The 20,164-nt window shown below is 75.9% G+C and carries 16 protein-coding genes; 2 read left to right on the forward strand and 14 right to left on the reverse strand.

Annotated features, from left to right (window positions below):
* Positions 1-37: 37 nt before the first annotated feature.
* Positions 38-1,207, forward strand: a complete 1,170-nt coding sequence (locus ACZ7JZ_RS22585; RefSeq protein WP_470942000.1) for an amidohydrolase family protein — start codon at positions 38-40, stop codon at positions 1,205-1,207.
* A gap of 276 nt (positions 1,208-1,483) precedes the next feature.
* Here the strand turns inward: ACZ7JZ_RS22585 and ACZ7JZ_RS22590 are convergent, their stop codons facing one another.
* The 14 genes from ACZ7JZ_RS22590 to ACZ7JZ_RS22655 all read right to left on the reverse strand — a co-directional run bounded on the left by ACZ7JZ_RS22590 (position 1,484) and on the right by ACZ7JZ_RS22655 (position 19,484).
* The gene (locus ACZ7JZ_RS22590) at positions 1,484-2,641 is read right to left on the reverse strand and encodes an NAD(P)/FAD-dependent oxidoreductase (RefSeq protein ID WP_470942003.1); all 1,158 of its coding nucleotides are present in this window, start codon (positions 2,639-2,641) and stop codon (positions 1,484-1,486) included.
* Positions 2,638-4,278 carry an FAD-dependent oxidoreductase gene (locus ACZ7JZ_RS22595; RefSeq protein ID WP_470942006.1) on the reverse strand — a complete coding sequence of 547 codons (1,641 nt, stop codon included), beginning with the start codon at positions 4,276-4,278 and terminating at the stop codon, positions 2,638-2,640. The genes ACZ7JZ_RS22590 and ACZ7JZ_RS22595 overlap by 4 nt, the downstream gene beginning before the upstream one ends.
* Before the next feature lie 47 nt (positions 4,279-4,325).
* Positions 4,326-5,750, reverse strand: coding sequence for an adenylosuccinate lyase (purB, locus tag ACZ7JZ_RS22600; protein WP_470942009.1), 1,425 nt, complete (start codon positions 5,748-5,750; stop codon positions 4,326-4,328).
* Positions 5,751-5,768: 18 nt separating this feature from the next.
* Entirely contained in the window at positions 5,769-6,806 is a 1,038-nt protein-coding gene (locus ACZ7JZ_RS22605; protein WP_470942015.1) for a beta-ribofuranosylaminobenzene 5'-phosphate synthase family protein, read from the reverse strand.
* Between the two features lie 62 nt (positions 6,807-6,868).
* Positions 6,869-7,867, reverse strand: coding sequence for a phosphoribosylaminoimidazolesuccinocarboxamide synthase (locus ACZ7JZ_RS22610; RefSeq protein ID WP_470942018.1), 999 nt, complete (start codon positions 7,865-7,867; stop codon positions 6,869-6,871).
* 116 nt (positions 7,868-7,983) lie between these two features.
* Positions 7,984-10,179, reverse strand: a complete 2,196-nt coding sequence (locus ACZ7JZ_RS22615) for an alpha/beta hydrolase family protein (protein ID WP_470942023.1) — start codon at positions 10,177-10,179, stop codon at positions 7,984-7,986.
* A 95-nt stretch (positions 10,180-10,274) separates the two neighbouring features.
* Positions 10,275-11,219 carry an HAD family hydrolase gene (locus tag ACZ7JZ_RS22620; protein ID WP_470942025.1) on the reverse strand — a complete coding sequence of 315 codons (945 nt, stop codon included), beginning with the start codon at positions 11,217-11,219 and terminating at the stop codon, positions 10,275-10,277.
* Entirely contained in the window at positions 11,216-12,418 is a 1,203-nt protein-coding gene (locus ACZ7JZ_RS22625) for an MFS transporter (RefSeq protein WP_470942028.1), read from the reverse strand. Before ACZ7JZ_RS22625 ends, ACZ7JZ_RS22620 begins: the two co-directional genes overlap by 4 nt.
* Positions 12,415-12,939 carry a hypothetical protein gene (locus ACZ7JZ_RS22630; protein WP_470942030.1) on the reverse strand — a complete coding sequence of 175 codons (525 nt, stop codon included), beginning with the start codon at positions 12,937-12,939 and terminating at the stop codon, positions 12,415-12,417. Before ACZ7JZ_RS22630 ends, ACZ7JZ_RS22625 begins: the two co-directional genes overlap by 4 nt.
* A 35-nt stretch (positions 12,940-12,974) precedes the next feature.
* Complete coding sequence (locus ACZ7JZ_RS22635; protein WP_470942034.1) at positions 12,975-13,724, reverse strand: SDR family oxidoreductase; 750 nt, start codon at positions 13,722-13,724, stop codon at positions 12,975-12,977.
* Positions 13,717-14,433, reverse strand: a complete 717-nt coding sequence (locus ACZ7JZ_RS22640; RefSeq protein ID WP_470942036.1) for a phosphoribosylaminoimidazolesuccinocarboxamide synthase — start codon at positions 14,431-14,433, stop codon at positions 13,717-13,719. The genes ACZ7JZ_RS22635 and ACZ7JZ_RS22640 overlap by 8 nt, the downstream gene beginning before the upstream one ends.
* A 358-nt stretch (positions 14,434-14,791) precedes the next feature.
* On the reverse strand, positions 14,792-15,964 hold the full coding sequence (locus tag ACZ7JZ_RS22645) for an MFS transporter (protein WP_470942039.1): 1,173 nt from the start codon (positions 15,962-15,964) through the stop codon (positions 14,792-14,794).
* Positions 15,965-15,976: 12 nt separating this feature from the next.
* Positions 15,977-18,895 carry an FAD-binding and (Fe-S)-binding domain-containing protein gene (locus ACZ7JZ_RS22650; protein WP_470942042.1) on the reverse strand — a complete coding sequence of 973 codons (2,919 nt, stop codon included), beginning with the start codon at positions 18,893-18,895 and terminating at the stop codon, positions 15,977-15,979.
* Between the two features lie 88 nt (positions 18,896-18,983).
* Entirely contained in the window at positions 18,984-19,484 is a 501-nt protein-coding gene (locus tag ACZ7JZ_RS22655) for a ribonuclease FAU-1 family protein (protein WP_470942044.1), read from the reverse strand.
* Between the two features lie 231 nt (positions 19,485-19,715).
* Here ACZ7JZ_RS22655 and ACZ7JZ_RS22660 point away from each other — a divergent pair, with 231 nt between their 5' ends.
* Positions 19,716-20,135, forward strand: a complete 420-nt coding sequence (locus ACZ7JZ_RS22660; RefSeq protein ID WP_470942046.1) for a DUF7144 family membrane protein — start codon at positions 19,716-19,718, stop codon at positions 20,133-20,135.
* Positions 20,136-20,164 lie beyond the last annotated feature (29 nt).

A 20,164-nucleotide genomic window follows, 5' to 3' on the forward strand; every position in this document is an offset into this window, starting at 1 on the left:
CCGGATCGCGCGAGTTGACAAAGAGAGAGGTGAACCGGTGGCCACTCTGGCCGTCACGGGCGCCGGGACGCTGGTCTCCGGCGACCTCGCCCGCCCCCTGATCGAGGACGCCGACACGGTGCTGTGCACCGACGGGGTCATCACCGCCGTCGGCCGCGCCGCCGACCTGGCCGCGGACCTGGCCGCCGCCGACCGGGTCCTCGACGCCGGCGGGGGCACGGTCGCCCCCGGCCTGATCGACTCGCACGGGCACGTCACCTTCGGGGACTACTCCCCCCGGCAGAAGGCGGTGGACTACCTGGAGGGGTACGTCCACGGCGGGATCACCCGGACCATCTCGGCGGGCGAGGTGCACGTGCCCGGCCGGCCCCGCGACCGCGAGGGGGTCAAGGCGCTGGCCGTGGCCGCCCGGGCCAGCTTCGAGGCGTACCGGCCCGGCGGGATGCGGGTCCACGCGGGGAACGTGCTGCTCGAACCCACCCTGACCGAGGAGGACTTCGCGTACCTTGCGCGGTGCGGGGTATGGCTGGCCAAGTTCGGCTTCGGCGCCTACGGGAAGGCCGCCGAGGGGATCGACCAGGTGCGCTGGGCGCAGGCCCACGGGCTGGTGGTGATGTGCCACGGCGGGGGAGCGAGCGCGGCGGGCTCGGCCTCGCTGCGGGCCGCGGACCTGCTGGCGCTGGCGCCCGACGTGTGCGGGCACGCCAACGGGGGCCCGACCGCGCTGCCCGACGCCGATGTGGACCGCCTGCTGGCGGAGAGCCCGATGGCGCTCCAGCTGGTGCAGGCGGGCAATCTGCGGGCCGCACTGCGGATCCTGGACCGGGCCCGGCAGGAGGACGCGCTCGCTCGGATCGTGGTGGGCTCCGACAGCCCGTCCGGATTCGGGATCATGCCGCTGGCGGTGCTCAAGACCCTGGTGGAGCTGTCGGCGCTCGGCGGGCTGGAGCCGGCCCGTGCCTGGGCGCTGGCCACCGGGAACGTCGCCGACGTGTGGGGGCTGGCGGCGGGGCGGCTGCGGGTGGGGGCGGAGGCGGACCTGGTCGTCATGGACGCGCCGCGGGGGTCGGCGGGGGGTACGGCGCTGGGGGCGATGGCGGTGGGTGACGTGCCGGGGATCTCTGCGGTGGTCACGGACGGGGTGCCGCGGTTCCTCGCCAGCCGCAACACCCCGCGGGCGGGGCGGCCGGCCGCCCTCCTGCGCTGACCGGCCGTACGCCGTCCCGCCCGACCCCGGCCCCGCGCGCATCCGCTGCGCGGGGCCGTTCCCCTGCCCGCCCCTTCCCGTAGCGGGGGCTCCGCCCCCACACCCCCGCGCCTCAAACGCCGGCGGGGCTGGATGTGGCGCGCCTGAGCTGGCAACGTGCAGCGATATCCAGCCCCGCCGGCGTTTGAGGCGCGGGGTCTGGGGCGGAGCCCCAGGAACGGGAACGGGAACGGGCGGGTCGGGGAACAGGCCCCGCGCAGCGGGACCCGCACCCGGCTACGGGGTGAAGCGGTCGGGGCGGAAGGGCTCCGCCAGGGGGGACGGGGTGCCCAGGGCCTCCGCGGCGGCGATCTCGCCGAGGAGGGGGGCGAGGGTCAGGCCGCTGTGGGTGACGGTCACGTAGAGTCCCGGCACCACCCCGCCCACCACACTCAGGCCGTCCACCGGCATCGGCCGCACCCCCACGAACGCCGACTCCACCCCCACCCCGTCCCCCGCCCCCGGCAGGACCCGGTCCAGCCGGGCCAGGACCCGCGCCGCGGCGGTCCGCGCCTGCGCGTCCGGGTCGGGATGGGCCGGATCGAGCTCGTGGTCCACGTCGTGGCAGTGCAGGACCAGCCGGCCCCCGCTGTGCGGACGGATGCTGAGGTCGGGGGCGTGCAGGATGCGCCGGACCCGGCCCGGCTCCCCGCCCAGCGCACTGGTGCGGACCAGCAGCCCCATGGTCACCGGGCGTCCCTCCTGCCCCGGGTCGACGAGCGGCACGTGCGCCCCGGCGTGGGCGAGGAGTTCACGGGTGCCGCGCCCGGCGCAGCTGATGACGGTGTCGGCCCCGATCCGCTCACCGGAACCCAGCACCACCCCCCGCACCGCACCCCCGCGGCGCAGCAGTCCCGTGACGGGGGTGCCGGTCCGGATCTCCACGCCGAGGGCGCGGCAGCGGTCCTGGACGGCCGCCAGGAAGCGGTCGCTGATCACGTGCGCGTCGGACGGGTAGTGGTACAGGGGCCCGTGTACGCCGTCCAGGGCCAGCCCGGGCTGGAGCTCGGCCAGGGCCCGGGCGGTCCCGTACTCCTCCACGGGGTAGCCGCGGGCCCGGTAGCCCGCGGCGGTGGCGGCGAGGCGGGCGGCGCCGGCCGGGTCCTCGGCCCAGTGGAGGTTGCCGGTGCGGTGGAACCAGGGCGCTCCGGCGGTGCGGGCGGCGAGCCGCTCGTGGGCCGCGGGGGCTTCGGAGGTGAGGGCGTAGTAGGGGTCGGAGCCGTTGTCGACGGCGTTGACCCAGCCGAAGCCGTGGGCGGAGAGCCCGCGCGCCGGGTCGGCGCCGTCCACGAGGACGACGCGGGCGCCCCGTTCGGCGAGGTTGAGGGCGGTGCAGCTGCCGATGGATCCGGCGCCGACCACCACCACTGCTGCTGCTCCCGGGCCGGCGCTCACGCGTCCGCCCCGCCGCCCGCGCCGACGGCCGCCCCGCACAGGTAGCCGCCGACCAGGGCGGGCCCGAGGGTGCCGCCGGAGCCGGGGTAGCCGGGGCCCATGGGGGTGGCGGCCACGTTCCCGCAGGCGTACAGGCCGGGGACCGGGGTGTCGTCGTGGCGCAGGACCCGGCCGGCGGGGTCGGTGACGAGCCCGCCCTTGGTGCCGAGCATGCCGGGGCCGACCGGGACGGCGTAGTACGGCGCCTGTTCCAGGGGGCCGAGGCAGGGGTTGGGGCCGTGCCGGTCGTCGCCGTAGTAGCGGTCGTGGCTGGTGGTGCCGCGGCCGAACTCGGGGTCCTCGCCGCGGGCTGCATGCCGGTTGAAGGCGGTGAGGGTGGCGGTGAGTCCGGCCGCGTCGGCGCCCATGGCGCGGGCGAGGGCGGCGGGCGAGTCCCCGCGCAGGAACCAGTCGGGGACGGGGTCCCCGGGCTGGACGGAGGCGACGGGGTAGCGGCGGCGGAAGGCCTCGTCGAAGACCAGCCACGCGGGGGCATTGGGGCGGGTGTGGGTGGTGGGGTCGAAGGTGAGGAAGGCCTTGGTGATGTCGTTGTAGTTGACGGCCTCGTTGACGAACCTCCGGCCCTGCCCGTTGACGATCACCGAGCCGGGCAGGCAGCGCTCGCCCACCAGGTGGCGGGAGAGCGGGGCCCCGTCGTACTCCCAGTCCGGGGCGCCGACGGCGGGCACCCACCAGGCCTGGTCCATGCCGTCGAGGGCGGCGCCGGCCGCCATGGCCATCTGCAGTCCGTCGCCGTGGTTCCAGGGCGGGCTGACGGGGCGGGTGTCGGCGACCCCGAGGAAGGCCTGCTTGAGGCGGTCGTTCCACTCGTAGCCGCCGCTGGCGAGGACCACTCCGGCGGCGGCGCGGAACTCGGCCGGCCCGTCGGGGGTTTCGGCGCGGACCCCGGCCACCCGGCCGTCCTCGAGGAGGAGTTCGCGGACCCGCGTCCCGGTGGCGAACTGCACCCCGCGCTCGTCGCAGGCCGCGACCAGCCCGGCCACCAGGGCGGCGCCGACGGTCAGGACCCCCTCGGCCCGGCGGCGGGCGACCAGCTCGTGGTCGTACAGCTCCGGGGAGCGCCAGCGGTGGCGCTCGTCGTAGGTGACGGCGTCGAAGTGCTCGCCGCGCCGGATCCGCTCCACGAGGCCGGGGCGGCCGGCGGTGGGGAAGGGCACGTTGTCGAGGGTGCGGCCCGCGTCGCGGGCGCCGGGCCAGTCCGAGTGGTAGTCGGGCCGGTCGATCGGGAAGAGCCGGACCGGGGTCTTGGCGTGCAGGTAGTCCACCATCTCGGGGGCGGTGGCGACGTACTGTTCGAGCCGCTCGCGGGCCACCGCGCCCTCGGTGACCCGCTCCAGGTAGCGCAGGGCGTCCGCGGCGGAGTCGGGCAGGCCGTGCTCGCGCATCACGGAGCTGTCCGGCACCCAGACCATGCCGCCGGACACGGCGGTGGTGCCGCCGAGGACCGCGGTGCGTTCCAGGACCAGGACGCGGCGGCCCGCGTCGGCGGCGCGGCAGGCGGCGAGCAGCCCGGCCCCGCCGGAGCCGATCACGAGGGTGTCGTACGTGCGCGCCCCGGGCGCGTCGGTGCCGGACACGGGAAGCTCCTCCTGTGCGGGTACGGGGACGGGGGTGCGCGAGCGGTTCAGAGCAGCCGCCCCGGCTTGTAGCCCACTGCGTCGGGGTGGCGTTCCGTCACCTTGCCTATGCGGGCCAGGAGTTCGTCCACCTGGTCGGCGGCCGCCCCCGTGAAGCCGATGCGGTCGGCGAGGAGGGCGTCGAGCTGCCCGCGGTCGAGGGGGAAGCGCCCGTCGGCGGCGAGCCGGTCGAGGAGCAGGTTGTCCGCGCCCTCGGCGCGCATGGCGAGGGCGGCGCCGACCGCGTGCTCCTTGATGACCTCGTGGGCGGCCTCGCGGCCCACGCCGAGCCGGACGGCGGCCATCAGCATCTTGGTGGTGGCGAGGAACGGCAGGTACCGCTCCAGTTCGGCTTCGATCACGGAGGGGAAGACCTCGAACTCGTCGAGGACGGTCAGCAGGGTCTCCAGCATCCCGTCCAGGGCGAAGAAGGCGTCCGGCAGGGCGACCCGGCGGACCACGGAGCAGGACACGTCGCCCTCGTTCCACTGGTCGCCGGCGAGCTCGGCGGCCATGGAGGCGAACCCGCGCAGGACGATCATGAGCCCGTTGATCCGCTCGCAGGAGCGGGAGTTCATCTTGTGCGGCATCGCGGAGGAGCCGACCTGGCCCTCGGCGAAGCCCTCGCTGACCAGCTCGTCGCCGGCCATCAGCCGGATGGAGCGGGCCAGCGAGGAGGGCCCGGCGGCCAGCTGGACGAGGGCGCCCAGCACCTCGTGGTCGAGGGAGCGCGGGTAGACCTGGCCCACGGAGGTGAAGCGGTGGCTGAAGCCGAGGTGGGCGGCCACCCGGTCCTCCAGCTCGCCGAGCCGGGCCCGGTCGCCGCCGAGCAGGTCCAGCATGTCCTGGGCGGTGCCCATGGGGCCCTTGATGCCGCGCATCGGGTAGCGGGCGATCAGCTCCTCCAGCCGCGCGAAGGCCACGAGGACCTCCTCCGCGACGGTGGCGAAGCGCTTGCCGAGGGTGGTGGTCTGGGCGGCGACGTTGTGCGAGCGGCCGGCCATCACCTGCCCGGTGTGGGCTCCGGCGAGGCGGCCGAGGCGGGCGAGCAGGGCCGTGCAGCGGTCGCGTACGAGGACGAGGCTGTCGCGGATCTGGAGCTGCTCGACGTTCTCGGTGAGGTCCCGGGAGGTCATGCCCTTGTGGACGTGCTCGTGGCCGGCGAGGGCGTTGAACTCCTCGATCCGGGCCTTCACATCGTGGCGGGTGACCTGCTCGCGGCGGGCGATCGAGTCCAGGTCGATGGTGTCGACGACCCGCTCGTAGTCGGCGAGGACCTGCGCGGGCACCTCGATGCCGAGTTCGCGCTGGGCGCTCAGCACGGCCAGCCACAGCCGGCGTTCGAGCACGATCTTGTACTCGTGCGACCACAGGCCCGTCATCTCCGGGGAGGCGTAGCGGGCGGCAAGGACGTCGGGGATGTTGGCGTTCATCGCACTCTTTCCGGGTCTTTAGGACGGGCGGGCGGCGCTGGCGCCGGTCGCGGTGGTGGTGATGCCGCTGTTGTTGGCCTTGGTGAACCAGAAGTCGGTGACCAGCCCGCGGCGGCGGAGGTCCTCCGCCCAGGCGGTGGCCTCCTCGGGCCGCTGCGTGAAGGCGAAGCAGGCGGGGCCGGTGACGCTGAGGGCGATGGCGTCGATCGCGGGCGCGGCCCGCCCGGCGTCCAGCACGCTGGTGACGGCCCCGCCCTGGAAGGCGATCTGGGCCTGCTTGAAGTGGCCGGTGAAGGTGATCTCGTCGACGGCCGCGCAGAAGGCCTCGTAGTCCTGCTCCAGGACGGCCGGGGCCAGGCCCATGAAGACCAGGTGCGAGGTCCGCCAGGACTCCTCGGGCGGGATCGGGGTGGTGCGCTGGAACCAGTCCAGCTCCTCCCGGCCGCCGAGGTGGCGCCCGCGGGTGATCAGGACGAGCACCGGCCAGTCGGGGAAGTCCAGCCGGACCACCGGCCTGGGCGGGTCCACCTCCTGGGCGAACCGGCTGGGCCGCAGGTAGGCCCCCGGGTCGGCGGCGAAGCCGGGCGGGTTGCGGTGCCCGCCGTCCACGAGGAAGCCGCCGTGCTCCGCGAGCCCGGTGCTGGCCCCGGAGGTCCGGCCGCGGCCCAGGGTGCGGGCGAGGGCGCGCAGGTCCGGGTCCCGGCCGCACAGCTGCGCGTAGGCGTGGCCGACGGCGAGCAGGGTGCTGGTCTTCGAGCCGAAGCCGCTGTGCTGCGGCAGCGGACGGCTGACGGTGACCCGGGCGGCGGGGCCGTCCCACTGCTTGCGCAGGGTGTCGACGGCGGCGGCCACCTCGCGGGCGGTCTCCTCGGCGGTCCCGGTGACCTCGGTGACCCCGTCGGCGGCGGCCCGCACCTCGGCGGTCAGTCCGGGCCGGTCCACGGCCATGGCGGCGATGCCGTTGCGGCGCATGGAGGTGGCGTCGAGGCTGATGAGGGTGAAGCTGAGCCGGGCGGGGGCGGTGACCCGTACGGCGGCGGGGGGTACGGGGGCCACGGCGGCGCCTCCTCCTCGGTGGTCGTGGTCGTGGTCGTGGTGGTGATCGTGGCCGCGGCCGGTCACAGTCCGGTCCGCTCGCCCAGGTCGGCCCCGGTGGCCTTGGTGAACTCCCCCACGGCCGCGCCGAGTCGGGCGTGCGCGGCGGATCCTGAAGCCCCGTCCGATGCGGCGCGGTCCCGGCCGGTCCACAGGGCGGTGAGGGCGGCGTACACCTCGGAGGTGGCGGCGACGGCGTCGGCGGACAGCGGCTCCGGGCGGGGCCAGCGGTCGCGGGGCAGGCCCTCGCGGATGTGCTGCTGCACGCGCTCGCGCAGCCCGGGGTGGAGGTGGCGCAGCAGCTCCTTGCAGACCGGGGCGCCCTCGAAGTAGAAGCGGTTCTCGTCGGGGGTGCCGGCGTGGTCGATGACGATCGGCTCGCCGTCGGCGTCGAACCCGTACTCGGCCTTGCCGTCGACGAGTTCGAGGCCGAGGGCGGTGCAGTGGGCGGTGAGCACCGGGGCGAGGCGCCGGGTCAGCTCCTCGATGCGGGTGAGCCCGCCGGGGTCGACGCGGCCGACGCGGGCGGCCTCCTCGCGGGTGACGAAGCGGTCGGTCTCCTCGAACTTGGTGGTGAACTCGACCATGACGGAGGCCAGCCAGGGGGAGCCCGGTTCGCGCCGCGGCGGTACGAGCGCGGGGTCGAGGCGGCCCGCGGCGATCCGGCGGTGCACCGAGGACTCCCGGGGCAGGGCGTTGCGGTAGACCACCTGGAGGGGGATCATCCCGCCGGGCCCGGTGCGCTCCCGGGCGCCCTCGAAGTCGATGTCGAGGAGCTTGATGCGGATCGCGTTGTCGGAGACCTGCTCGGTGAAGTGGGTGCCGATGCCCGCCTCGTGCATCAGCTCGAAGGAGCGGACCGCCATGGCGCAGGAGGCCCGGCCCTTGCCGGGGATCTCGTCGGGCATGACCCCGAAGTCGAAGACGGAGTACCGGTCGGTGAAGGTCAGGATGCCGTCGCCGGGCCGGCCGTCGCGGGGCGGTGTGAGTGTGTACAGGTCTTTGGTGGACCAGCGCTTCATCGGCTCTTCTCTTCCGTGAGTGCGCCCGTGCGGTAGGCCACGGCGGCGCGGTGTTCACCCGGAGTGGAAGACGATCGAGGCCGTCCGGATGTGACAGCCGGCCGGGCGCGCGGCTGCTATCCGGGATCGGCGGTGAAGCCGAACACCCGCGCATACAGGGCGAGTTCGGTGCGCAGGGTACGGGCCACCACGGCGGCGCTGCGGAAGCCGTGGCCCTCCCCCTCGAAGGCCTCGTAGGTGTGCTCGACCCCGGATCCGGCCAGTGCCGCCAGCAGCCGTTCGGCCTGGCTGGGCGGGCAGACGGCGTCCCGGGTGCCCTGGAAGAGCGCGAAGGGGGCCCGGATGGCGGCGGCGCCGTGCACCGGGGAGCGGCGCCGGAACTCCGCCCGGTTCTGCGGCCAGGGGCCGATCAGGGTCTCGGCGTACCGCGATTCGAGGTCGTGGGTGGTGGACTGCCAGGTCTCCGCGTCGAGTACGGGGAAGTGGATGGCGGCGGCGCGGTAGAGCCCCGGTTCGGCGATCAGGGAGGCGGCGGCGGTCCAGCCGCCGGCGCTCGCGCCGCGGATCGCGAGGCGGTGCGGGTCGGCGAGCCCGTCGGCGACGAGCCCGCGGGCGGCGGTGGCGCAGTCCCGTACGTCGACCAGCCCCCAGCTGCCGCGCAGCCGGTCGCGGTAGGCGCGCCCGTAGCCGGTGGAGCCGCCGTACTGGACGTCGAGCACGCCGATGCCGCGGCTGGTGAAGTAGGCGATGTGCGGGTGCGGGGCCAGGTGGGTGCGGCTGGTGGGGCCGCCGTGCACCAGGACGACGTAGGGCGGGAGTTCGCCCTCCGGGCCCCGGCGGCGGGGGTGGTGCGGCGGGTAGACGTGGGCGTGCACCGGCTCCCCCGCCGCCCCCTCGTAGGTCCTGCGGAAGGGTGCGGGCCACAGCTCGGCGTGCGCGCGGGAGGGCGGTCGCAGGACCTCGGGGCGGGCGGGGCCGTACGGCGCCGGGCGGGCCGGCGCGGGTAAGGGTGCCGGTACGGGTGTCGGTACGGGCGGGGTGCCCTCCGCCGTCCCGGCCGGTGGCGCGGGGTCCGCCGCATACGGGTCGAGGAGGAGCACCGTCGGGCGGTGGGCCGGGCCGCAGGCCACGGCGGCGATCCGGCGGCCGTCGGTGGCGGGCGCCTGCCACTCGGTGTACGGGCCGCCGGGGTCCAGGGGGGTCCGGGTGCCGTCGGCGGTGAGGAGCGAGGGCCGGCGGGAGCCCGTGCCGTGGAGGACGAGCAGGCTGCCGTCGTGCAGGGGCAGGAACCAGCGCGATCCCGGCTTCCAGAGGGCCTCCGCGAACTCCTCCGGGACGGGGTACAGGGGGCGGCTGCCGCCACCGCCGGCTGCGGGTCCGGCGCCGGCGCCGGGCAGGTCCCCGAGGTCCACCTCGTGGAGGTTCCACCAGCCGTCGGGGTCGGTCACGGCGAACAGCCGCCCGCTGCCGTCGGCGGCCCACTCCGCCTGGGCCACCGACCGGCCGGGCCCGCCCGCGACCCGGACCGGGGGCCCCAGCTCCCCCGCCGGGGTGATGGCGGCGGCCATCAGGTCCGTACGGTCCCAGGGCATGTCGGGGTGGTCCCAGCCGAGCCAGGCGGCGCGGTCCCCGCCGGGTGCGATGCGGGGTCCGGTCAGGAAGCGGTGTCCGGCAGCCAGCACCCTTACCGCAGCCGGGTCTTCGGCCGCACTGCCGTCCAGCGGCAGCGCCACCAGCTCCCGCCGGACCCGCGGGGACGGGTCCGCCGCCGCATCCGGCTGCGGACCGGGGTCCGGATCCGCCAGCACCTCGCGTACGCACCACAGTTCGGCGCCCCGGACGGCGAAGTCGGCGTACCGGTGCAGTGCGCCGGGCGGGCCCTGCGGGCTGAGGGGGACGGGGTCGCCGCCGGGGTGCCAGCGGTAGGCGCGCTGGTCGGGGCAGTGCACGAAGGCGATGCCCGGTCCGGGCCCGGCGGCCGTCTCCGCCGCACCCGCCGCACCTCCCGCGGCGGGCGGCGGGAGCGGGATCCACGGCCTGGCCCCGTACTCGTTGAACCTGCTGCGGACGTCCCAGCCCGGCGGCAGCACCTCCTCGGGCGTCCCGTCCGGGCCGCGCCGCATCAGGGCGCTGCGCCCGCCGTCCTCGGCGAGCGGTTCCGTCCACCACACCTCGCCGCCCACGAAGTCCAGCCACTCGGGGAGGGCGGCCCCGCGGGCCACGTCCTCGGCGCGGAGGGCGGAGGGCCAGCTGCCGTAGGGCGCGGCCACGGCGGGTACCCCGCCCCCGGCGTGCTCGGCGTGCTCGTTCACGGCTTCCTCTCGTACGGCGGCAGGGGTACGGGGCGTACGGGCGTACGCAGGGACGCGGACCACCGGCGCGGGGCGGGCGGGCCTGCGCGCCGGGGTCAGTGCCCCGGGTCCGCGGGCGTCGGCGGCCGGCGGCCGGCCAGGAGGTGGGCGACGAGCGCGGCGACGGCGTCCTCGTCGTTCGACGGCAGGACCAGGTCCGCGGCCGCCCGCACCTCGGCGGGCGCGTTCGCGGGGGCGGCGGCCAGTCCAGCCAGGGCGAGCATGGGGAGGTCGTTGAGGCCGTCCCCGACGGCCGCCGCCTGCGCCGGTGGTGTGCCGAGCGCCTCGCACAGCAGCCGCAGCGCACCGGCCTTGCCGCCGCCGGGCGGTACGAGTTCCACGAACCGGCCCCCGGAGGCGGTGGCCGCGGCCCCGGTCCCGACGGCCCGCTGTACGGCGGCCACGGCCTCGGGGCCGCCGCCGGCACCGGTGTGCACGAGGAGTTTCGGCACCCGGCCGGCCGGCGGTTCGAGGGCTTCGCCGGGCCCGAGGTGGACCACGTCGTTCCAGTGCGCGGCGGCCTCGCGCGGGAAGGGGTCGAGGGTGACCGTGCGGTCGGCCAGGTCCAGGGCGCAGGACCAGCCGGGCGAGGCCGCGCGCAGGGTGTGCACGAGCCGGACCGCCGCCCCGGGCGGGAAGCCGAGCACCCGGCTCGGGCGGTCCGCGCCCGGCGCGTGGACCACGGCGCCGTTGCTGTACGCCCAGTGGGCGGCGGCGGGGATCCGGCGGACCACCTCGGCGGGCACGTCCCGCCGCGGGCGGGCGGTGATCACCGCGAGGGAGATCCCGGCCTCCCGGGCCCGGTGCAGGGCCGCGGAGACCCCGGTGCTCAGGCTGCCGCCCGAGTCGAGGAGGGTCCCGTCGAGATCGCAGGCGAGCAGCCGGATCGCGCCGGGGTCGGCCGCCCCCGCGCCCGCGCCTCTCTCCCCGGCCGCTCCGGCTCCGGCTCCCGGTCCGGCTCCCGCTCCCGCCGGGAGGGTGTGCTCCGGGGTGCCGGTCACCGGTCGGCCGGTTCGGAGGTGGTGGCGGGCGGGCGCGGGGCGGTCTCCGGGAGGCGGTGGCACAGGGCCAGCAGGACCACGCCGAGCAGGGCGCACAGGCCCGTGGAGGCGGCCGCCGGGCCGGGGCCGGAGGCTGCGAGGACCACTCCGGCGAGGGCCGACCCGAGGGCGGTGCCCGTGGTCAGGAGGGTGATCAGCCAGGCGAAGGCCTCGGTGACGGTCCCCTGCGGGGCGAGCGCGTCGACCAGCGTGAAGGCCACCACGAGCAGCGGGGACAGGAAGAACCCGGTGGACAGGCAGACCAGCGCCATCGGCGCGGGCGGGGCCATCAGGGCGACGAGCAGGTACGTGGCGCTGAGCCCGGCGCCGAAGCCGACGGCCTGCGCCGTGGGGGCCGCGCGCCAGTTCCCGCGCCCGTACAGCACGGCGCCGGCGAGGGCGCCGCAGGCGGACAGGGCGAGCAGGGTGCCGGCCCCGCCGGGCAGCGGGTGGCGTTCCGCGTAGGCGACGGCGACGATGTTGAGGCCGCCGATGGCCGTACCGGCCCCCGCCAGCCCGAGGAAGAGCAGCACGAGCGCGCGGCTGCGCAGCGGGCCGAGCCAGTTCCGGGCGCCCGGTGTGCCGCGCCACTGCCGGGAGGGGCGGGCCGTGGCCATGACGACGGCCCCGCCCAGGCACAGGGCGGCGGAGAGCACCACCGCCGCCTCGGGCGGGCCGAACGCGACGGTCGCGGAGACGAGCAGGGGGCCGCCGATGAAGACGAGCTCCTGGGCGGCGGCGTCCAGGGAGTAGGCCCGCTGGAGGTTCTCCTGCCCGACGAGTACGGGCCACAGGGCGCGCAGGCAGGGTTCCAGCGGCGGGGTGGCCGCCCCGGCGAGCGCGGCCCCGGCGAGGACGGCGGGCCGGACGGCCGGGGCCAGGGCGATCAGCAGGATGCCGCAGGTGGACAGGGCGGCGCTGGCCAGCAGGACGTACGTCTGCCCCCAGCGGTCGACCATGCGGCCGAGCACCGGGCCCCCGACGGCCCCCGCCACGGCGAGCACCGCCGTGGCCAGCCCCACGAAGCGGAAGTCCGCGCCGTGGGCGCGCAGGGCGAGGGTCATGGCGAGGGCCGTCATGGCGGTGGGCAGCCGCCCGATGAGCGCACCGCCGAGGGCGTGCGGGACGGACGGCCTGCGCAGCAGTGCCGCGTAGCTCACGTGCGGTTCTCCAGGTCGGTGCGGGAGTCGGGGACGGTTTCGGGGCCGCTACCAGTCTCCGGCGCCGTGACGAAGTGCAGCGACAGGCTCGTCACGGAGTCCGCGTCGAGCCGGATGCGGACGTCCGCGAGGCCGGAGCGGTGGCGCTCCGGGCGGTCGCCGGTGAGGGGGATCCACAGCCAGCCGCTGTCGAGCCAGGCGAACCCGACGCTCTCCCCGCCGCGCCGGGACGGGGCGGGGAGGGCCGGGGCCACGGCGTCCGGGACCTCGCGCACGTCGACCGCGCAGACCCGGCCGCCGGGGCCGAAGCCGACGGAGGCCACCGCGCGGAAGCCGACGGGGGTCTCCCCGGCCGCCGCGGGAGGCGGGCCGGAAGGCCGGCCGGAAGCCGGGGCGGCGGGCGGCGCGGGCCTCCCCGCCGGTGCCCCTGGGGGCGTGCCGGGCGTTCCGCCCCGGGTCCGTACGGCCTCCAGGGTTCCCGTGTGCGGGTTCCAGGCCGTGGTGAAGGTGTGCGGCGCCATCGCCACGCTCCCATCGGGTAGTCGGTGCAGCCGGCTCACACGTGCTGGAGCCGTTCGAAGCCGACCGCGGGCGGGGTGCCGAGCCGGGCCGGGCGCAGTTCGACCTCGCCGAGCACCGTGTCCGCGGGGGCCGAGACCACCCAGGACACGACCGAGGCCACCGATTCGGTGCTCATCTTCAGCTCGGAGAAGTCGTCGTCGAAATTGCGGATGGCGCCGGGGTTGAGGAGGGTGGTGCGGACCCCGTGCGGGCGCTCCTCCATCAGCAGGACCTCCGCCATGGACTTCAGCGCGGCCTTGGTCGCGCAGTAGGCCATGCCGCCCTCGAAGGGGCGGTCCCCGGCGTGCGAGCCCATCAGGACGATGTGCCCGCCGGCCGCCCGCAGGGCCGGCAGGGCGGCCTGGATGACGCGGAGGTTGGCGGTGAGGTTCACCGCCACCGCCTCGTCCCAGACCTCGGGGGCGAGCCCGTCCACCCGGCCGAGCCCGCGGGTGACGGCGTTGAGGACGAGCAGGTCGAGGGCGGGCCGGCCGCCGCGGGCCGGGAGGTCCGCGAGGACCGAGCCCGCGGCCTCGAACGCGGCCCGCCCGTCGGCCAGATCGGCCGTGACCGGGTCCCGGTGGTCGGGGCAGGAGCTGCGGTTGAGGCAGCGTACGGAGAACCCGTCGGCGGTGAGCCGCTGCCGGATGGCCCGCCCGGTGCCCCGGTTGGAGCCGGTCACCAGGGCGGTCCGCCCGGCCGCGGGTGCGGCCGGGGGCCCGGCTGCGGCCGCGGCCTCAGCCACGGGTGATGATCCGCATCAGCTCGGTCCACCGCTTGACGATCTCGTCCCCGGCCACGCCCTGGCGGAAGAGGTCCTTGTCGTAGCACTCTCCGGCGGCGGAGCGCAGCCGCATGCAGTCCGGGGAGATCTCGGAGTTGATGACGAGCCCGCGCTCCGGGTCGGGCGCGATGATCAGGCAGAAGTCCCAGAGGTCCAGGGGCTCCAGGAGTCCGCGCAGCACCGTGTTGCACTTCTGCGCGGCCTCGCGGTGGGCGTCCACGTCGAGCCCGAGGAGGCGCAGGTAGTCCTCGCCGATGGGCTGGTCCTCGGGGTCGGTGCGGTAGTCGAACTTCACCACGGGCCGGTCGAGGACCTGGCCCTCGGTGAAGAGGCCGGGGTACTTGCGGGTGGTCGAGCCGGTGGCCCGGTTCTTGACGATCACCTCGAAGGGCCCGGAGGGGCGGTAGTCGGCGAGGTAGGTGATCGGGCCGGTGCGCTCGCGGAAGACCGTGTGGACCCCTTCGGCGGCCAGCCGCCCGGAGACGTGCTCGAAGAAGTCGAGCCGCAGTTCGGCCGTCCCGTCGACGAGTTCGTTGCGGTTGAAGGTGAAGCTGCTGAGCGAGGGGATGAGTTCGACCAGGCAGGTCTGCCCGTCGAGCCGCCACACCTTCTTGCTCCGGCCCTTGACGTCGGGCTCCCGGGACATCACGTCCGTCACGTCGATATGCACGCCGCATTCCATTCTGGCCCGCAGGGCGCGGACCCGTGGGAAGGGAGGGGCGGCAGCCCGTGGGTGCGGGCGGCCGCGCTGCACCGTTCGCCTCCGGGCCTCGTGACAGGTGGCTACAGCACGCCTGGCCGACGGAGGGACTCGCACGCGATACACGTGAGTGAGGAAGAGAAGACTCGGCCGGCCCCGCACAGGGGGTCCGGGCCTCACGGAAAATCACCCTAGTCGGGCCTCTGAGAGATCGTCAACAGCCCGCCGGGGTGTGAGCAGGTCCATTCAACTCCCTTACGGATGGCCGGAATTGAGTGGTCAGTCAGGGTTCGCGGCGCGGTCGCAACGGGACCCGCGCCGGGCGGTCTCAGGCGGCGACGGCGAGGGTGAGCCGGCGGCGGCCCGCGAGCAGCAGCAGGACGGTGACGGTGACCCCGAGCGCCCCGCAGCCGGCCGCCCAGTGTGCGCCGTGGCCCTGGAGGACGACGCCGGTGAGGGCGGAGCCGAGGGAGGTGCCGGAGGCGAAGAGGGTGATCAGCCAGGAGAAGGCCTCGGTGGTGGTGCCGGGCGGGGCCAGTTCGCCGACGAGCATGAAGGTGGTGGCCAGCAGCGGGGCCAGGAAGAGGCCCGTGAGCACCATGAGGGGGGCCATCAGCAGCGGCGGGGGCAGCAGGACCAGCAGGGCGTACCCGGCGAACAGGCCGAGGGCCAGGATGCGGGCGCGCTGCGGCAGCGGAGCGGTCCAGCGGCGGGCGCCGTAGGCGAGTACGCCGGCCAGGGAGCCCGCGGCGTGCAGGGCGAGGAGTCCGGGCGCGCCGCCGGGGAAGGTGCGCTGCTCGGCGTAGTGGACGACGGTGATGTTGAGGGTGCCGATGGCGAAGCCGACCCCGCCGAGGCAGACGAGCAGGAGCACGAGGCCGCGTTCGCGCAGCGGGCCGAGCCAGTCGGTGGAGCGGGTGGCGGCCTTCCAGCGGCGGGAGGGGGCGGAGCCCGCCAGGACGAGGACGCCGGCGATGCCGAGGAGGGCCTGGGCCCACAGGACGGCGGTGGGTTCGAGGACCGCGACCGTGCCGGCGACGACCAGGGGGCCGGCGACGAAGACGAGTTCCTGGGCGCTGGAGTCCAGGGCGTACGCGGACTCCAGGTCCTCGGCGGGGACGAGATCCGGCCACAGGGCGCGCAGGCAGGGTTCGAGGGGCGGGGTGGCGGCCCCGGCGACGGCGGCGCCGAGGAGGACCAGGGCCCGCTGGTCGGGGGCGAGGGCGATGGCGATGAACCCGGCGGCGGCGAGCAGGGCCGTGGCGAGCAGGACGAGGGTCTGGCCGCGGCGGTCGACGAGCCGGCCGACTAAGGGGGCGCCGACGGCGGCGGCGAGGGCGTAGGTGCCCGCGGCGAGGCCGACGAACCCGTACGGGGCGCCCGCCTCGCGCAGGGCGAGGGGCACGGCCAGGGCGGCCATCGCGGACGGGAGCCGGCCCACCCAGCTGCCGGTGAGCAGCCGGAACACCGAGGGACGCCGGAGTATGTGCAGATAGGGCATGCGCGGTCCTTGTCAGGGTGCCGGGGCCTGGGGCAGCGCTCCGGCGATGAGCTGGGCGAGGTGGGCGGCCCGGCGGTCGGTCCGCTGGGCGATCTGGGTCCGGCAGCTGAACCCGTCGGCGAGGATGTGCGTGGCGGGGTCGGCGGCGCGGACGGCGGGGAGCAGCTTCTGCTCCCCCACGGCCACGGAGACCTCGTAGTGGCCGCGTTCGAAGCCGAAGTTGCCGGCGAGTCCACAGCAGCCGCTGCCCGCTTCGGTGTTGTCGACGCCCATGCGGCGCAGGAGCGCGGCTTCGGCGCCGGAGCCGCCGGCGGCGTACTGGTGGCAGTGGGTCTGGCTGAGGGAGCGGGCTTCGAGGGCGGGGGGTTCCCAGTCGGGGGCCCGCCGGGCGAGGAGTTCGGCGAGGGTCACGGCGGCGCCGGCCACGGCCCGGGAGTCTTCGGCGAACTGCGTCTCCCGGCCGAGGAGTTCGGGGAGGTCGGTGCGCAGGGCGGCGGTACAGCTGGGTTCCAGGCCGACGACGGGCAGGCCGGCGCGGACGGCGGGGGCAAGGGCGGAGACGGTGCGCCGGGCGGTGCGCCTGGCCGCGTCGAGCTGCCCGGTGGTGATCCAGGTGAGTCCGCAGCACGGGGTGCCGTCGGGGACCTGCACGGTGAACCCGGCGTGCTCCAGGACGGCCGTGGCGGCGCGCAGGACCTCCGGGGAGAAGTGGTTGTTGAACGAGTCGGCCCACAGCAGTACGGGGCCGCGCGGGCCCTCGGGGGCGGGGGTGCGGCGGCGGAACCAGGAGAGGAAGGTGCGGTCGGCGTACCGGGGCAGTTCGCGCTCCGGGGCGATCCCGCCGAGCCGTTTGACCAGCGGGGCCAGCGGGGAGCCGAAGACGGAGTTGACCAGGGCGGGGGCCCGGGAGGCGGCCCGGGACAGCAGGGGCAGCCAGCCCATGCTGTAGTGCGGGGCGGGCCGGAGGCGGCCCTTGTAGTGGTGGTGGAGGAACTCCGCCTTGTACGCGGCCATGTCGACGCCGACGGGGCAGTCGGTGCTGCACGCCTTGCAGGACAGGCACAGGTCGAGGGCCTCGCGGACCTCGGGGGAGCGCCAGCCGCCGGTGACGACCTCGCCCTGGGTCATCTCGTACAGGAGGCGGGCGCGGCCGCGGGTGGAGTCCTTCTCGTCGTGCGTGACCCGGTAGCTGGGGCACATGACGCCGGTGCCGTGGGCGGTGGAGGTCACGCACTTGCCGACGCCGACGCAGCGGCGGACGGCCTTCGTGAAGTCCCCGCCGTCGGCGTGGTGGGCGAAGGCGGTGGCGAGCGGGAGGGAAGGGCGGCGGGGGCTCACCTTCAGGTCCCCGTCCACGGGCAGCGGGCGGACGATGACCCCGGGGTTGAGCCCGCCGTCCGGGTCCCAGGCCTCCTTGAACCGGCGCATCAGGTCCATGGCGGCCGGGGAGTACATGGCGGGCAGGAACTCGGAGCGGGCCTGCCCGTCGCCGTGCTCCCCGGACAGGGAGCCGCCGTGGGCGGCGATGAGCCGGGAGACCTCGGAGCCGAAGGCCCGGAAGGCGGCGGTGCCCTCCTCGGTCTCGAAGTCGAAGTCGATGCGGACGTGCAGGCAGCCCTCGCCGAAGTGCCCGTACACGGCCCCGCTGAGGCCGTGCCGGTCCATGAGCTGCCGGAACTCCTTGAGGTACGGGCCGAGTTGCGCGGGCGGTACGGCGGCGTCCTCCCAGCCGGGCCAGGCCTCGGAGCCGTCGGCCCGGCGGGTGGCGAGTCCGGCGCCGTCCTCGCGGATGCGCCACAGCAGGCGGGCGCCGGCCGGGTCGCCGACGATCCGGCTGCCGAGGAAGCCCCCGGCCTGCCGGGCGGTCGCCAGCAGGGCCTCGGCCAGGTCCGGCAGTTCGGCTTCCGCTGCGCCCAGTTCGGCGATGAGCCAGGCCCGGCCGGGGGGCAGGGCCTCGACGGCGGCGCGGGTGGCGGGCCGGGTGACCATGTCCGTGAGGGACTCGTCGAGGCCTTCCAGGGCGAGCAGCGGGTGGGCGAGGAGGGGGACCACGGCGTCGGCTGAGGCGCCGGAGTCCGCGAAGCCGAGGACGACGAGGGTGCGGGCGGGGGGAGGTTCGGTGAGGCGGACGGTGGCGGATAGCACCACCCCGAGGGTGCCCTCGCTGCCGACGAAGGCCCGCGCGAGGTCGAACTGCTTCTCGGGCAGGAGGTGTTCCAGCGCGTAGCCGGAGACCTGGCGGGGGAAGCGGCCGAACTCCGTGCGCAGGGTGGCGAGTCCCCCGTCCGCGAGGGCGGCGAGGGCGGCGACGAGCCGGCCGCGGTCGTCGTCCGCGGCGGCAGCCGCCGCGATCTCGGCGCGGGTCATCGGGCCGAGGCGGACCACCGTGCCGCGGTAGGTGGCCACTTCCAGTTCGAGCACGTTGTCGGAGGTGCGGCCCCAGGCGAGGGAGTGGGTGCCGCAGGCGTTGTTGCCGATCATCCCGCCGAGGGTGCAGCGGCTGTGCGTGGAGGGGTCGGCGCCGAAGAGGAGCCCGTGGCCGGCCGCCGCGGCCTGGAGTGCGTCGAGGACGATGCCCGGTTCGACGGTGGCCGTGCGGGCCTGCGGGTCCAGGGCGAGGAGCCGGTTGTACGCGCGGGAGAAGTCGAGGACCACGCCCGCGCCGACGGCCTGCCCGGAGGTGCTGGTCCCGGCTCCGCGGGCGGTGACCGGGACGCCGAGGCGGCGGCACGCGGCGAGGGCGTTGAGCACGTGCGCCCGCTCCCGCGGGAAGACCACGGCCAGCGGGATCCGCCGGTAGTTGGAGGCGTCGGCGGAGTACCGGGCGCGGCTGCCGGGGTCGGCCGCCACCTCCCCGCAGTCCGCCGCGGCCAGGGCCCGGGCCACGGCCGCGGGGTCCGGTTCGGGCGGCACCCGCAAGGTCTCGTCCACGGTTCTCCGGTCGGGTCGGGGCGGGGCGGGGCCCGGTGCGGCGGCCCGGTGGGCGGGGCCGCTGCCGGGCGGCGCTGCCGCCGGGGGGTCAGCCGGTGGGTCCGGGCAGGGTGCCGTCCTTGGCCCGGCGCTCCAGCTCGTCGAGGGCGGCCACCGCCTGCCGGGCGGCCTCCGGGTCGGTCCGGGCGAGGCCGCTGGCCTCGAACTCGTCCTCGTCGAGGCGCAGCACCTCGGTCCGGTCGGCCGAAACCCACAGGTCGAGGTCGAGGTCCTCGACCAGGATCTCCGCGGCGCCGTCCGCGCCGGCGTCCTCGCGGACCGCGGCGGGGCGGGTGATGTCGCAATACCAGCCCTTGAGGGTGCCGGAGCCGTCGCGGACCTCCTTGACGGCGTACCAGCGGTCGCGCCAGTAGTGCTCCACGAACACGTCGCCCGGCTCGAAGCGCACGAAGCCGAAGTCGCGCACCCCGGGGGCGGACCAGGGGGCCCGCACCGAGATCCGGTTGCCGTCGTCCGAGAGCAGCTCCGCCGAGTAGCGGATCTTGACCCGGCCAGCCTTGGTGAGCACCACGTCCGCCTGCTGCCGCATGTCACGCCCCGTCCTCGTGCCGCTTTCCGTGCCCGGTGATCGTATCGGCGCGGGCGGCGGATGACGATCATCATTTTGGCCAACCGCGGGACAAACCGGCCGGGCCCCGCCGGTTCACCCGGATGGCCGAGCACCGGTCGGCACCGGGACCCGGACGGCCCAAGGGTGGAGGGACAAGGCCGCGGCGGCCCGGTGGGCAGCGCCGCACCGCACCACAGGAAGGTGACGGCCGTGACCCAGCAACCCACTCATGCTCCCCCCGCCGCGAACAGCGGCTGGGTGGTCGGCGGCGTGACCTTCGCGGGCGTCCTGATGCTCTGCAACGGCGTGATCGCCGTGCTCCAGGGCATCGCCGCCATCGCGGAGGACGACGTCTACGCACGCGTAGGCGACTACATCTACCGGATCAACCTCACCGGCTGGGGCTGGATCCTGCTGGTCCTCGGCATCCTGGCCGTCTTCGCCGGCTGGGGCATCCTCAAGGGCGCCGGCTGGGCGCGGGTGACCGGCATCATCCTGGCCTCGATCAGCCTGGTGTTCCAGTTCATGTTCCTGCCGTACGCGCCCCTGTGGTCGCTGTTCGTCCTGGCCATCGACGTGTTCGTGATCGCCGCGCTCGCGCTGTACGACCCGGAGGCGAAGGGCGCCTGACCCCGGAGCCCCTGCGCGTCCGGAAGGCG

It is taken from the genome of Streptomyces sp. NPDC038213, from assembly GCF_055600495.1.